The sequence below is a fragment of the Psychromonas arctica genome, from assembly GCF_036697365.1.
Classification (GTDB): Bacteria; Pseudomonadota; Gammaproteobacteria; order Enterobacterales; family Psychromonadaceae; genus Psychromonas; species Psychromonas arctica_A.
This window is the reverse complement of record NZ_JBAHZA010000002.1, coordinates 44,690-59,663: the sequence shown is the minus strand read 5'-3', so window position 1 is coordinate 59,663 and position 14,974 is coordinate 44,690. Positions and strand designations below refer to the sequence as shown.

Below are 14,974 nucleotides of genomic sequence, written 5' to 3'. Positions count from 1 at the left end.
GAAAACTAATCTTTAGAGGCTTAAATAATTAATTTAAATATTGGTTTTAAAATAAGAAAGTAAACTAAGCATTAATATTGAACTAAGTATCGCTGACAAGTGATAAGAACAGTGCAAGTCAAGATGGTTTTATTTGGGAGGGTAAGATTATACCTCGACACAAATCGAGGCATAATTAAAGTTGGATTGTACGTACTACTGTTCCAGCCATAAGAGCACTGTTTTAATTGTTGTTATTTTTTGGCTGTACTATTGGAGGCTCTTCGGCACTGATATAACCATCATTGTTTTTATCTAAATAACTAATGCTTGTATCTTGGCCTTTAAATTCAGCGCTAGATACTTTGTCGTCACCATTTTTAATAAAGGTTTTTTGACTATAGGATGGATTCTCTCTAACAGGTCGTTGGTCTTCCCCAGACTTTGTAGGCAGCTTCTTTGAACAATTCAGTTTTCATTATAAGTCCCTTGGCTTAAGATAAAAATTTATTGATCTAATCTTTGCCATGTGGACAGTCTGAAAAAGTTCGTATTAATACCGGAAATATAAAGTATCGACAACATACATATGAAACAAGCCTGAGTATTATAACTAAAGTCATCGACTACTAATTCACCAAATAAATAATAGCTATGTAAAAAATGCATTTGGGGAGTAAAAATTGAGCTTTTCTTTTTAGACATCGAAAAAGTTAACCTTTCTCGGTTATGTCGTTCAACCAAAAACTGAACGACATAACCGAGATAGTTCTTTCTTCACTCAGAGAATTAAAAGGAAGTTAGTACGAGTGTGTTTTCAAGGCTATAAACAGCAAGAACAATTACGTTTAGTTTTTTCCATTTTCCCAATGCCCGGATTAAAAGTATTGGTCGGGTCTAATTTTTTATAAAACTGTACTAGTCCATCTTCCGCTTTATACAGGTGTCCTACATTATGTTCTGCTGGGTATTTTGCTCCACGGTCATCTAATATTTTGAGCATTTCCGCTTTCACTTCTTTGGCATCTACGCCTTTTTTCAATACATAGTCTTGATGAAATACATGACAGAAAAAATGTCCATAATATAAAGACTTATCGATTTTATCTTGCAGTGATGCTGGTAACTCTTCAACCCAATCGAATTCGTTTCGACGTAATGCGATGTCTAAGGCGATCAACTCCCCGACTTGCTTTTGATTTAGCACCTCGTAACGTATTGCCGCACCAGCTGCCGCAAAACGATGTAATGATGCACTAGTGGCTTCTTCTGCATTACATTCAAAATATTCACCATTATCTTTATCCGCAAAGAACTCAGGTAAAAAAGCTTCGACTTCAGCAATGCCATCATCACTTACCTTCAAAATAAGGTAATGCTCGAACTTTTCTCTATATTCAAGTAAACGTTTTGGAAGGTGTTGCGGAAATAGATTTGCTGCAAATTGCATGACGCGATCGGTAAGATGATTTGGTAACCATTTTACATTCTTCAAAGCTGAATCTATGCGACCTTTTAATGCAAATAATTTAGGCATTCTATCTGTGCCTAAATATTTTACGCTCAAGAAAGTGTCTTTACCGTAATCTTGGGACACATCAAAGATATCACGGTGCATATACTCGCCCACTTCTGGTAGGTTAGTAAATTCGGCTAAAATTCTACGTCTTAGTGTCGTTAATGCCGCAGCACTGTTGGTGCCTATATAAAAGGTTTTCTCTTTTTTAGGCACTGGAAAGCTATCTAGTCTCACAGCAAAAACAGCCAATTTACCGGCACAGCCGCTCGCTTCATACAGGCGAGAGGTATCAGCATTATAACGGCTTGGCGTATCAGCATCGACATCTCGCAATAATTCTTGGTAGTTTCTGGCACTGGCTTGTTTGCCAGTACCTGTAAACGGATTGTTATTAGTTTCAGGGTCAACATAAGCATGATCAAATTGACCATTTTCAAGATTTTGTAAAATCTCTTCTGGACTATTGCCTAAGTCAATACCTAGGTGATTGATGAGAGTTAACTCACCTTTTTCATTTACCTGTGCAAAAAGCGCTAATTCTGTATAAGCAGGACCACGTTTAACTAGTGCGCCACCGGAATTATTCGCAACACCACCGACAACGGTTGCCCCTAGACCAGACGATCCAATCACTGAATGTGGTGAACGAGACAAAGGCTTTAAGGTCTTTTCTAACTTATGGAGAGTAGTTCCGGGAAAGCTAACTATCTGCTCACCGTCACCCAACATAATAAGTTGATTCATTGCCAACGTATTAATTACCACAACTTCTCGATCATAATCATCACCGCTCGGTGTTGACCCTTCAGTTAATCCTGTTTTAGCAGCTTGCATGATAACGATGCAATTATGAGCAATACAAATTTCTAATACGTGCCAATATTCGATTAACGTCTGAGGGAAAAGTACTGCTAATGCTGTGCCTTTTCCAGATCGCCAACCTGAACGATAGTGCTCCGTTCGACGTTGATTGGTTACAACATGCTCTTGAGATAATACATTTTGGAATTTTTCGATTGCAGGATGTTGGGACATTTTTCACTCCGAAAGATAAAGCTTTATTTTTATGAAGAGACTGCATAGGTTAACAAAATGTTAATATACAGTTAAATTAAATTTCATTTTTCTGTTTTTTGAAATAATGAGACCAATATTTTTATACTCAAAACACCTATGGTGTTGTTTATTGATCGAGTACAAGAAAAGTGATTCTTTTGTATCCCAAACTTTCGCATCGATATGTTAGTTGTTGTAGAAGCGCTTCACATTACAAGATGCTCAATGACTGTATCGTACAACTAATAGGCAAGCTTAACAGTGGCTTAGTTAGCATTTTAGGAAAAATCTAAAAGTATCAAACTGCCCGAGGATATAACAGCATTCCTCCCTATATTTATTGTGTCATGAAGTAAGAAATAGAATGAATATGATGCACCACGATAACAACAAAGTTTACGCTAAGCACTGCTGTAAGGTTTCATTAATTAACGCTGGCCTTACTTTTATACGAACGCTTAAATAGTCTCTAAAACTTAGATGTCCATTCAATCCAATTAAAGTTGGATTGAATGGACTACAGTTCGAACCATATGAACACAGTTTTAATTATTGTTATTTTTAAAGGTCCCGTTGGAACTTTGTCGGCACTGATATAACCATCACTTTTTTATCTATATGCCTAAAATTTCTCTCTTCAGCTTTGAACAAAAAACTCAACAAATAGTTCCAGCACCAAAGCTGATGTCTTTATCATTATCAACTATAGCTTGTGCAGCAATACTTAATCCCTCAATAATCGAGTCTAATGACATAGTTGGTTTACTACCATCAGTACACTGCTCATTCATTAGAGGAATATGCACAAAACCATGTTTGATATTAGTCTCTCTTAAATAATGTTGGATACCATAAAATAGGTGGTTACAGACAAATGTTCCAGCTGTATTAGAAACTTGTGCTGGTATGCCCTTATCCTGCATCGCTTTAACCATGGCTTTAATTGGCAGTGTTGACAAGTATGCATCGGGGCCAGTTTCCTCTACTTTTTGATCAATAGGTTGGTGACCATCGTTATCGGGAATTCGGTAATCATCAATATTGATAGCAACTCTTTCAGGTGTAATAGCACACCGCCCTCCTGCTTGACCAACAGTAACCACATAATCTGGTTTATGCTTTTCAATTTCATGGATAACGGTATCAATAGAGCGTTGTAATACAACGGGCACACTACAAGTTACCACTACGGCTCCTTCAAGCTCCAAACCTTCAAGTCGTTTTACAGCCTCCAATGCAGGATTTTTATCATCTCCACCAAAGGGTTCAAACCCAGTAATTAATAGTTTTTTCATGGTTAACCTCAAAATGCTAATAAGTAAATTAGGAATGTATTAATGGTCAACATTAATAAACCTGGGATAAGTTGTAGAAATATGATCTGATTTTTATTTTTTAACGCTAATAAAGCAGCTGGAACAATATTAAAATTAGCAGCCATTGGTGTCATTAACGTACCGCAATATCCTGACAGCATCCCGATTACGCCAATAATCATAGGATTACCAGATTGTTCGATAATCAATAACGGGATAGCAACACCCGTTGTAATAACAGCAAACGCAGCAAAAGCATTGCCCATAATGATAGTGAACAGGGCCATACCGAATGTGTAACACATGACGTAAGCAAATAAGTTATTATTAGGTATGATTTCTTTCACTATTTGTGAAACTGTTTCACCAACACCAGCCTCACCAAATAAATACCCAAGTGCCGCTAAGAACTGAGATAAAATCGCTGCCCAACCAATGGTATCAATTAAACGGCGTCCTTCATGAACACTCTGTTGGACAGTACCTTTGGTAATAATGATAGCCACAATTAAAGCCAATGCAGCACTTATCCCTAATCCAATTAATGCACTTGAGTCAGTCATTTTTGACCATAAAACCGTGACCACAGGAATAATGATTGCAGGAATAAACATACTATTTTTTAATTTTTTAGCACTTGCGACTCTGAATTTCTCTTCAGAGTAACCGTAACTACCGCTTCCCATCAATCCACACGCGGCGATCATCGTCATTAACAAAACCATCACACCAACAAACCAATCCGGAAGAAGTGGACCAAAAAGAAAAGATAAACCATAAATTAGCCAAAATGCCCCTGTGCCGAAGCGTTTTTTATTGCCTTTATCAAGGAAGGATTGCACAGCAAATACGATCAATAGAAGGCCAGTAGCTTGATATACATATTCTAACATTCTGACTCCTCCGCAACTTTAGATACTGAGGTCGCTTTCTTTTGCTCAATTTTAGAAAAGATAAAGAAAATAACCAAAGACGATAACGCAGTAGGAATTGCCCAAACATACATATCATCAAGCTCCATCGCGTAACCTGCTTCATCTAACACGCCTTTAATCAATAACAAACCACCGCTACCAATAAAAATAAGCTGGCTGAAAAAGTTTCCAAAGTTTTCACTCACAGCTGCAAACGCTCTTACACGTAATCTCTGTTTTTCAGTGATAGCAGGATTAGAAGCTACTGCGGCTGCTTCAGTCATAGGTGCTATCAATGGACGTACCATTGAAGGATGACCTCCTAAGCTCAACCCCATTGCATTAGTTACTTTTCTTAACAATAAATAAGCAAAAGTCACTTTACTCACTGATGCATTTTTCATAGATGAAATAAGAATTTCAGCACGCTCTTTTAACCCATAATGTTCAAGTAAACCAATCATAGGTAAAATCAAAATAAATAGAGACATATAACGGTTTTTGGTAAATGAAGCCCCTAAAATACTCAGTATTTCAACTATTTGTAAATGTGAAATTAACCCTGTTACTACTCCTGCGATAAGAATAACTAGCAAAGTATTTAGTCTGAGCATGAACCCAATAGTAATTATCCCTATGCCAATCAATGGCCAAAAATCAATCATTCTAACTTCTCCTTGTCTTTATATTTACGGTTTATTATGTCTACTAAACAACTAAGTTGTGCACAAAAAAAACACACCAAATTAAATTTGCATGCGATTTACACGCGTTTTACTCATAAAACACAAAAAAATTAAAGCATCAACTATGCCATAAAATAAATAAAGTTGATGGTGGCTAAAAAATAGTTAGTCAGTACAGTAAAAACGGCTTTTACTGTACTGATTTGTTTTATTGGAAAGTAATGAATGTAGTTTAAACAAATCATTTACCTAACATGGTGCACTTATTTGGTGTGTGTTTGCCCCAAAGTAGTGTGTTGTAAATTAATAAAGTAGCTAAGTTCACCTTTTATCTCTTCTCCATTTAAAAAAATCAATAAGAAACAATAAAAGAATAAATCAATGAGAATCGGCGTGTTTATTGACGTCATAGATGTTTTTATTACATAAAGCTTAATAAATGTGTTTCAGTTCGCTTGATTTGGTATGCAATCTGCAATGAAAATAATTAGCATGTAAATTAAATGTGATTTACATGTGATATGTAATTGGATGTTATTTTTTCTATAATTGATAAGGGATAATCTATGAAAATATTCAAAATTGCAGCACTCACCATTGCAGTAATCGGTTCAGCAACTAGTTCTGCAGCAACCCGATGGGATATGGCAACGCCTTACGTTGATGCGACACACCATACTCAAAACAATATTCAATTTGCTAATGATGTAAAAGTAGCAACCGATGGCGAATTAGAAATTATTATCCACTCAGGTGCTTCGTTGATTAAGCATAAAGAGATCCCTAAAGCAGTGCGTAGCCAACAAGTACCTATTGGTGAAGTCTTTATTGGGATAATGGGCAATGATGATCCTATTTATAAATTAGACAATGTGCCATTCTTAGCGACCAATTTTGAACAAGCTAAAAAACTTTACGATGTATCTAAATCGGCAATTCAAGCTAAATTAGATGAAGATGGTTTAATGCTACTTTATTCAGTGCCTTGGCCTCCACAAGGTATCTACAGCCAAGAACCCGTCAATAAGATTGAAGACTTTAAAGGTGCAAAATTACGATCTTACAGCTCTACCCTTTCTCGCTTAGCTATTCTCTTAGAAGCTTCACCAACAACAGTACAAACTGTTGAAATACCTCAAGCATTTTCAACAGGTATTGTGAATATGATGATCACATCACCAACAACCGGTGTGAGCAGCCAGTCTTGGGATTACGTTAATCACTACACCGATGTGCAAGCTTGGATCCCAAAAAATATGGTTATTGTTAACAAACGTGCTTTCAGACGTTTAGATAAACCATTGCAAACCGCACTATTAGCTGCAGCAGAAAAAGCTGAAGCGCGTGGCTGGGAAATGGCAATAAAAGAAACAAAAGAGAAAACAGCTGAATTAGCTAAAAACGGAATGAAAGTGACTGAACCTAGTGATGCCTTAATGACTGAACTAAAAAAAGTAGGGGCAAATATGGCAGTTGAATGGGCTGAAGAATCAGGAAGTAAAGGCAAAGCTTTGTTAGAAGCATATAAATAACAATTTACTTTTATTGATAGTCTATTAAGGAGAGCCTGATAATGAGAACACTATTAGATAAACTCTATTTCTTTTCTGGTGCATTATCGGGGCTTTGTATTGTCGCCATTTGTGCCGTTATTTTAGCCCGCGTAATTGGTCGGTGGTTTAGCATTGAAATTCCTTCTAGTGATGACTTTGCAGGATTTTTATTAGCTGCGGCTAGCTTTTTAGGATTAGCCTATACCTTCCGTCGTGGCGATCATATCCGCGTGAATTTATTTATTTCTAAATTGCCTGTCTCAATTAATCGTTGGATAGAGAGGTTTATTTTAATACTTGGCTCGGGGCTTATTATTTATCTCACGTGGCAATCTGCGTTATTAGCGTTAGAGTCATATGAATACAATGACCTTTCATCAGGCTACATCCCTGTGCCACTCTGGATTGTTCAATTTCCCTTAGCTTTAGGTATGGTGATCTTCAGTATCGCTATTATTGACCAAACTATTTGTCACCTATTTTTAGGACAAATGCTACCAAAATCAGAAGAGGAAGCATTGGTAGATAGCGAACAAATCGATGTTACCACTACAAATTCATTGAACACGGAGCGTTAATAATGAATGAGATGATGATTGGATTTATTTTACTAGGTGTTTTATTCGCTCTATTAGCCAGTGGCTTTTGGGTTGCATTCACACTGATAGCTGTTTCCATTGCTGGTATGACCTTGATTGGTAATGATAACTTTGGCTTATTATTTGGTACTTCGACTTGGGCATCGGTGTCCGATTGGTCTTTAGCAGCGTTACCCCTATTTATTTGGATGGGTGAAATATTGTTTCGCTCTAATCTATCTAAAGACTTATTTAAAGGTTTAACACCTTGGTTGACTGGCGTGCCAGGTAAGCTATTACACGTTAACATTTTAAGTTGTGGTATTTTCGCAGCGGTATCGGGTTCATCAGCAGCAACTGCAGCAACAATCGGGAAGATGACTTTACCCGAACTTAAACGCCAAGGTTACGACGATAAAATGGCTATCGCAACCTTAGCCGGTTCTGGGACATTAGGTTTATTAATACCGCCTTCTATTATTTTAATCGTATACGGTGTAGCCGCTGAAGTATCAATTGGCCGTTTATTTATGGCAGGTGCATTGCCAGGCATCATGTTAGTCATTTTATTTATGGGTTATACGGCTTTTTGGTCTTATAGAAATCCCAGTAAATCACCACAAACTGAGAAAAAGTATACTTGGTCTGAAAAATTTTCATCATTATTGCGCTTGATACCTATCGGTGCACTTATATTTTTTATCATTGGTTCAATTTATGCTGGTTTAACAACACCGACAGAAGCAGCTGCTTTTGGCGTGGTTGGTTCATTAATTTTAGCTGCAAGTAGTCGTTCATTATCAATAAACACTTTTATTGATAGTTTAATGGGCGCCGTTAAAACGTCTTGTATGATTATCTTCATCTTAGTGGGCGCAGCTTTCTTAACCATGGCAATGGGATTCATTGGCATACCGCGTATGCTCGCAGAAAATATCGCATTATTAGATTTATCACCGTATATGCTGCTTTTTATACTAACTATTATGTTTATTATTCTTGGCTGTTTTTTAGATGGTATTTCAGTAGTTGTATTAACGACATCAATTGTTTTACCTATGGTGCTTGAAGCAGGTATCGATCCCCTTTGGTTCGGCATTTATATTGTTCTGGTCGTAGAGATGTCTCAAATCACACCACCAGTGGGCTTTAATTTATTTGTCATTCAAAGTTTGACGGGCCGAAATATACTTTATGTTGCCAAAGCGGCCTTCCCTTTTTTCTTCTTATTACTCGCGGCCGTTTTAATTGTCACTGTTTTCCCACAAGTTGTCACTTGGCTGCCACACACAATGTCTAGAGGTTAATATGGTAAAGAAAACCAATACCGATAAAAATGAATACGTCCCTATATTGTCATCGTCACATTTAGGTGGAGAAAACGCACAAGAATTAAGTGAGTTTGAATACGGCTTAGTCATGGTTAACAACGCATTTCAACGCTGGATGCAATCATGCAGTACGGCTTGTGAACAACATAATTTAAGTGCTTTGGATAACTTAGTTATTCATAACATTTATCATAGAGACCGAGCTAAGCGAATCACTGATGTAGCTTTCACTCTAAACCTTGACGATAGCCATAACGTTTCGTATTCGGTTAGAAAACTAGTTAAATCCGATATGTTGAAACATGAAAAACGCGGTAAAGAAACGTATTACAGTGTGACATCTAGCGGTAAGCAGTATTGCTTAGAATATGCAGCAATTCGAGATAAGTGTTTGCTTCAAGCACTTGACCATCTGTCCGTCGATAGTTCCCTCAGTGAGGTTGCTAAATTAATGCGCACACTTTCAGGTGTGTACGCGCAAGCTTCACGAGCAGCAAGCTCTCTATAAATAAAAAGGAAAGTTCAATGCTAATAAATTGCGATATGGGTGAAAGTTACGGCACTTGGAAAATCGGTCAAGATAAAACCATCATGCCTTATGTGGACATGGCTAACATTGCGTGTGGTATGCATGCATCTGACCCAAGTGTCATGCTAAAAACGGTACGTTATGCAAAAGCGAACGACGTTCAAATCGGTGCTCATCCTGGCTACCCTGATTTACAAGGTTTTGGGCGACGTTTTATTGAAATGCCAATGGAAGAGCTGAAAGCTTACGTTGTTTATCAACTTGGAGCATTAAGTGGTATCTGTCAAAGTGAAGGTGTCGCTATCAGTTATGTGAAACCTCATGGCGCACTTTATAACGCGATGATGAAAAACGATGAAATTTACATTGCGCTTCTTGAAGCCATTGCTAGTTATAATATTGAATTACCTTTAATGATAATGGCTGTACCCGATCATCTTCATTACACTACTTTAGCTGAACAATATGGTGTCGAATTAATATTTGAAGCCTTCGTAGACCGTACATATCTATCAAATGGTCGCCTAACACCAAGAAGTCAACCAGGTGCTTGCCATGATAATTTAGAGATTATTTGCGCGCAGGCAATGAAGCTGGTTTCTGAGCATTCAATAACAAGTATCGATGGTAAAGAAGTAAAAATTAAAGCTGACACATTATGTATCCATGGTGATGGACAATTAGCTGCTGATATTGCTAAAAGTTTAAGAATGCGAATCACTGAATACACAGAGTCCTTAACATGCAAGTGAAGCTAGTCAATGAAAATAGCCTTATCATCTATTTTGCTGAATCGGTTAGCATTGAAACCGCTGACTTTATCAATTATGCCTATCGTCGATTAAATGAAGAACTAGGTGACGTGATTGAAAGTATTATCCCTTCTTACACGTCTATCTTACTGAGTTGTAACTCACGCAAAATTGGTTTACAACACTTTTTAAGTCGCGTTAACGCCCTAGTAAACAATTTACACGCAAAGGATATCACTGACTTTAAGCCCAACCAGATTGAACTGCCCGTTTACTATGGAGAAGAAGTTGCTTTAGATCATCAAGATATATCACAACATACAGAATTGGCTTTTTCAGAAATCATCAAACTCCATACCAGTGAAGCTTACCGTGTATTTGCTATTGGCTTTACCCCCGGTTTTGCATTTTTAGGTAATGTCTCAGACAAAATTGCCATGCCACGTAAAAAAAGCCCTAGAACTGCGGTTCCTAAAGGCAGTGTTGGCATAGCTGACAGGCAAACGGCTGTTTACCCCAACCAATCCCCAGGAGGATGGCAGATTATAGGACGGACGCCAATTGATTTAATCGATATAACAACAAGTAGTCTCAGTAAGTTTTCAATGGGCGATCAAGTGAGCTTTAAAGCAATAGATAAACAAACATTTTTAGACATGGGCGGCACTCTTTAAAGGTAACAATGAATCAATGACATTAAAAATCAAACAAGCAGGTGCATTAAGTTTAATACAAGATCTAGGACGCTTTGGCTATCAAGATTTAGGCGCTACAGTAGGTGGCCCAATGGATAACCATGCTTTTTACTGGGCAAACCGTTTATTAGATAACGCCCCAAACGCAACACAAATTGAAATCACCATGGGCCCTTTTAGCGCAAAGTTTGAAAAACCAACCACTTTCTCGCTCTGTGGTGCGGATGTTGTTGCCAAATTAAATAATCAAACCATCAGTAATTGGCATTCATGGACAGCCAACACAGGTGATGTATTAACCTTAAGCTTTCCGCAATCAGGTTTACGTACCTATTTAGCCATTGCTGGTGGCTTCGATGTCCCAAAAACACTAGGCAGTACTAGTACTGTTGCTAGAGATCAATTTGGTGGATTAACCCAGCAAGGTGATAAACTAAAGGATAATGATCTTATACCTTATCAACCAAAGCTTATTGGCTATCACCGTAATGTACCGAAACAATTTATCCCCGATTATGCCCAGACAATTCGAATAGGTGTACTACCAACCTACCAGTTTGACCAATTTGGCGAGCAAGCAATAACAACATTGTTTAATGAGGTTTATACCGTTAGTCCTTTAATTGACAGAATGGGTTACCGGCTTAGCGGTACGCCTATCGAGTTCCCACAACAGCAGTTCGTTTCAGAAGGGATTGTACCGGGTTCTATTCAAATTCCTGCCAACGGACAACCCATCATATTGATGAGAGACAGACAAACAATAGGTGGATACCCTAAAATTGGTTGCGTGTGCAATCGAGACCTCAATTTACTTGCTCAAGCAACGCCAGGTACAAAAATTCAATTTTTCTTACAAGATTTATTGGAAGCTGAAGCTGAACTTCAACAAGAACAACATTACTTTTATACTGTTTAACCATTTAAACCAACATAAACCAACATAAAACCCAAGTCTAAAGCCCGGATGATCTTTTGGTTTAAATAACTCAGTTATTTAAACCAAAAGCCTAATTCTGATTTTCTACAAAATCGCTTTCAACGATAAACTAACACCAGATAACAATAACAAAATAAGCGCAATACGCTTTATGATTTGCGGCGGTATATTTGGTGGATAGCGTTTTGCTAATACTGCGGTAATTAGCACACAAGGCAAACCAGCTAAACTAAGCCATAACATTGGTTCTGTTATTTGTCCGCTTGCGCCCATTATCACGATCCGCAATATACAAGAGACAAAAAACACACTAAGTAACGTTGCACGAATGATACTTAGGGCAATAGGTTGACGATACATCAAATATGAAATAGGTGGACCAGAGGTAGAAAATAAGCCGCCAAATAAGCCTGAAATGCTTCCGAATACAAAATATACCCACGGTTTTGAAGGTTCAGCATCTTGTTTAGGCTTGATTAAACTCATCAAACAAGCCATTACAATACTTATACCTAATAAAAGTTGTAACCAGTGTAAGGCATTACTGCCAAAGTAACTTAATAAATACACCCCGACTGCAATCATAGGCGTCGACGCTAGAAAGAAAATAATAAAATTCTTAGCATTAACTTGCTTCCATGTACCTCCATATAAGCTGGTTCCAGCATTGACCATACTCAATACACTCACCACAAAAGCAGCAACCTCTAATGGCACAAGTGAAAATAAGCCAACCATACTCATCACTATCAAACCAAAGGCGAACCCAGTGATACTTTGCACATAGCTGCCTAGAACAAAAACTATTAGAAGCCATATAGAAAAATCTTGCATACAATCCTCAATCTAAATAATACTAATATCAAAAAATAAATTATCTGTTTTACTCGTTAAAACTGCCTATTTCCTTTTTACAAATTTCGTAAACTAGCAAGCCATTTACGTCTTAAATAAACTATTTTTCCTATAGAAAATTTACCGAACATATTTAATGTCATCGATATACAAAACCTGATAGCTATTAAACAAATTACTGTTTAAAAACATTATTAATAAACCTATTATTTATCTCATTTGTTATGTTGATAGTTTAATCCTCATACTATTTCCTATAGGATTTAAGATAACTCATTGCATTAATCAGGAAAAAACAATGGATATAAAGCTACGCCCTATTCGTTATTTTATAGCAGCGGCAGAGTGTGGAAGCCTATCCGAAGCTGCTAATAAACTTCATATATCTCAACCAAGTATTTCTGCTGCAATCCAAGAGATAGAAGAGACATTAGATCTCCAGCTATTCATTCGCTACCCTTCAAAAGGTATCCGACTTACCGCTGAAGGAATTAAAGTCCTTGAAGAAGCCAGAATATTAATTAGACACGCTGAATCCTTTCGGGCAGCAACTAGTGAAGTTAAATCACAACTTATCGGTAACCTCTCTATCGCCTTTTTCATGAATCTAGGCTCACACTACTTATCTGAAATTATTAGAACCTTTAAAGAAAAGTACCCAGATATTAATGTACATATTCACGATTTAAATCAAGCGGACATCTTTGATGCTTTGAGCAGCGGTAAAGTAGAACTTGCGTTAACCTTTGATTTAAATATTCCAAAGTCAATGAAAGCAAAATATATTGCTTCCAGAGCTCCATACGCTTTATTACCTACAGACGATCCACTTGCACAACAAGATGAGGTTGAATTAAAACAGCTTGTTGAACGCCCTTTTGTTTTAATGGATCTTCCCTACACTAATGATTATTTTATCTCATTGTTTTCAAAGTATAATCTAACACCGAATATCCGATATCGTACTACATTATTTGAAGCAGTAAGAACATTTGTTGCTAGCGGATTGGGAGTATCAGTTTTAAATCTAATTCCTAAATCTCCAATAACTTACAATGGTAATGCCGTCGCGATTAAACCTATTAAAGATGAAGTAGACCCACTTAATATTGTACTAATACATTACACGCGATTAAAGCCTCGACGCATTGCTGAGATATTCTCAGAACATGTCGAAGCTTTTTTTGAAGCATCTTCATAGAAGGTTTTAGCAAATTAGATATTGTTAATAATTTCCAAACTTTCTTCTAATGTACTGCTTGTTTGTGCCTGGCTATTAGGGCTGTGATTTACCATATCATGCAATGGTTTATGACGAGAGCGATTCACCGATACGTGAAATATGTCATGGCGATTGTAATATCCTGCCATATCATGATGTTGTTTAAGCTCAACCAAGCTGCCAACATCGATATCAGCTATCACTAATCCTTCGCGGTCTGTTAATGTTTCACCAAGCGTTGTGCCACTCGGCGTTACAATCATAGAGGCAGACCTTGGTGATGCTTTCAAAATAGCTAAGGCTTCTTCGTCATCACACAACATTTCTAGGTTTTCATCGGTTATAAAACCAGATGAAACAACAGCGAATACCTTAGCTTCAAAGCAGTGCGCAGCAGCACGAACGCGTATTGCATCTGCAAGATCATAAGGTTCTGAATCACGAGGATCTTTAAATGGCCAAATAGGAGGGTAATTTGCACAATGAATCTCTTCACCCTGTGCCATCAATGTGTAACGAGATAATGGATTACCATTTTCACCACAAATTAACCCCCCTACTTTACCAAATGGCATGTCGATAACTGATAGTCCTGCTCCATCGCCTCGACTCCAGGTTAATTTCTCATAAAACGTAGGTACTAATTTACGATGATGATTCACAATGATGCCCTGGGCATTAATCAATACCGATGCGTTCCATAAACAACCTGCTGAATATGAGGCCACTTCCGAGAACCCAAGTGATACTGATATTTTTTGTTCTGCTGCAGCACTCGCTATCGCTTTAATTTCGGGGCCATCAACTCGTAATGAAGCAGCAGCAAATTTTACAAAGTTAGCATGGCCACTAATTGGGCTAGATAATGCATTCCAAATTGGAAAACCAGGGATAAAGCTCTCTGGAAATACAACTAATTCAGCGCCTGCTTTAGCAGCTTCGGTTAAAAACTTAATCGCTTTTTCAACACCTGCAGCAGGATCAAAAAATGCTGAAGAAACATGTGCAGCAGCAACGCGAACCATTTTGTTTTTTTTAGTATTTGACAT

Annotated in this window: 14 protein-coding genes; 8 read left to right on the top strand and 6 right to left on the bottom strand. The window is 37.5% G+C overall.

Annotated features, from left to right (window positions below):
- Nucleotides 1–802: 802 nt before the first annotated feature.
- From dld to V5290_RS02315, 4 genes are all read right to left on the bottom strand, one after another.
- Complete coding sequence (gene dld, locus V5290_RS02330; RefSeq protein WP_333381403.1) at nucleotides 803–2,533, bottom strand: D-lactate dehydrogenase; 1,731 nt, start codon at nucleotides 2,531–2,533, stop codon at nucleotides 803–805.
- Between the two features lie 677 nt (nucleotides 2,534–3,210).
- Nucleotides 3,211–3,849 (bottom strand): pyroglutamyl-peptidase I, encoded by a 639-nt coding sequence (pcp, locus tag V5290_RS02325; RefSeq protein ID WP_333381401.1) that lies wholly within the window; start codon nucleotides 3,847–3,849, stop codon nucleotides 3,211–3,213.
- Between the two features lie 8 nt (nucleotides 3,850–3,857).
- Nucleotides 3,858–4,763 carry a DUF979 domain-containing protein gene (locus tag V5290_RS02320; RefSeq protein ID WP_333381398.1) on the bottom strand — a complete coding sequence of 302 codons (906 nt, stop codon included), beginning with the start codon at nucleotides 4,761–4,763 and terminating at the stop codon, nucleotides 3,858–3,860.
- On the bottom strand, nucleotides 4,757–5,449 hold the full coding sequence (locus tag V5290_RS02315; RefSeq protein WP_333381397.1) for a DUF969 domain-containing protein: 693 nt from the start codon (nucleotides 5,447–5,449) through the stop codon (nucleotides 4,757–4,759). The genes V5290_RS02320 and V5290_RS02315 overlap by 7 nt, the downstream gene beginning before the upstream one ends.
- A 587-nt stretch (nucleotides 5,450–6,036) precedes the next feature.
- Between V5290_RS02315 and V5290_RS02310 the strand changes: the two genes are divergently transcribed.
- The 7 genes from V5290_RS02310 to V5290_RS02280 are packed head-to-tail and all read left to right on the top strand — an operon-like array spanning nucleotide 6,037 to nucleotide 11,827.
- Nucleotides 6,037–7,002: a TRAP transporter substrate-binding protein gene (locus tag V5290_RS02310; protein WP_333381394.1), complete on the top strand. Its 966-nt coding sequence runs from the start codon at nucleotides 6,037–6,039 to the stop codon at nucleotides 7,000–7,002.
- A gap of 41 nt (nucleotides 7,003–7,043) precedes the next feature.
- Nucleotides 7,044–7,601: a TRAP transporter small permease gene (locus V5290_RS02305; protein ID WP_333381391.1), complete on the top strand. Its 558-nt coding sequence runs from the start codon at nucleotides 7,044–7,046 to the stop codon at nucleotides 7,599–7,601.
- 2 nt (nucleotides 7,602–7,603) lie between these two features.
- The gene (locus V5290_RS02300) at nucleotides 7,604–8,908 is read left to right on the top strand and encodes a TRAP transporter large permease subunit (RefSeq protein WP_333381389.1); all 1,305 of its coding nucleotides are present in this window, start codon (nucleotides 7,604–7,606) and stop codon (nucleotides 8,906–8,908) included.
- 1 nt (nucleotide 8,909) lies between these two features.
- Entirely contained in the window at nucleotides 8,910–9,440 is a 531-nt protein-coding gene (locus tag V5290_RS02295) for a winged helix DNA-binding protein (protein WP_333381386.1), read from the top strand.
- Between the two features lie 17 nt (nucleotides 9,441–9,457).
- Nucleotides 9,458–10,213: a 5-oxoprolinase subunit PxpA gene (locus tag V5290_RS02290; RefSeq protein ID WP_333381383.1), complete on the top strand. Its 756-nt coding sequence runs from the start codon at nucleotides 9,458–9,460 to the stop codon at nucleotides 10,211–10,213.
- On the top strand, nucleotides 10,204–10,887 hold the full coding sequence (gene pxpB / locus V5290_RS02285; protein ID WP_333381380.1) for a 5-oxoprolinase subunit PxpB: 684 nt from the start codon (nucleotides 10,204–10,206) through the stop codon (nucleotides 10,885–10,887). The genes V5290_RS02290 and pxpB overlap by 10 nt, the downstream gene beginning before the upstream one ends.
- Before the next feature lie 16 nt (nucleotides 10,888–10,903).
- Nucleotides 10,904–11,827, top strand: coding sequence for a biotin-dependent carboxyltransferase family protein (locus tag V5290_RS02280; protein ID WP_333381377.1), 924 nt, complete (start codon nucleotides 10,904–10,906; stop codon nucleotides 11,825–11,827).
- Nucleotides 11,828–11,932: 105 nt separating this feature from the next.
- On the opposite strand, the gene V5290_RS02275 is transcribed toward V5290_RS02280, so the two are convergent.
- Nucleotides 11,933–12,682 (bottom strand): sulfite exporter TauE/SafE family protein, encoded by a 750-nt coding sequence (locus V5290_RS02275; protein WP_333381374.1) that lies wholly within the window; start codon nucleotides 12,680–12,682, stop codon nucleotides 11,933–11,935.
- Nucleotides 12,683–13,001: 319 nt separating this feature from the next.
- Between V5290_RS02275 and V5290_RS02270 the strand changes: the two genes are divergently transcribed.
- A complete protein-coding gene (locus V5290_RS02270; protein ID WP_333381372.1) occupies nucleotides 13,002–13,904 on the top strand; it encodes a LysR family transcriptional regulator in 903 nt (300 codons plus the stop codon).
- 14 nt (nucleotides 13,905–13,918) lie between these two features.
- Here the strand turns inward: V5290_RS02270 and V5290_RS02265 are convergent, their stop codons facing one another.
- Nucleotides 13,919–14,974 (bottom strand): carbon-nitrogen hydrolase family protein, encoded by a 1,056-nt coding sequence (locus V5290_RS02265; RefSeq protein WP_333381369.1) that lies wholly within the window; start codon nucleotides 14,972–14,974, stop codon nucleotides 13,919–13,921.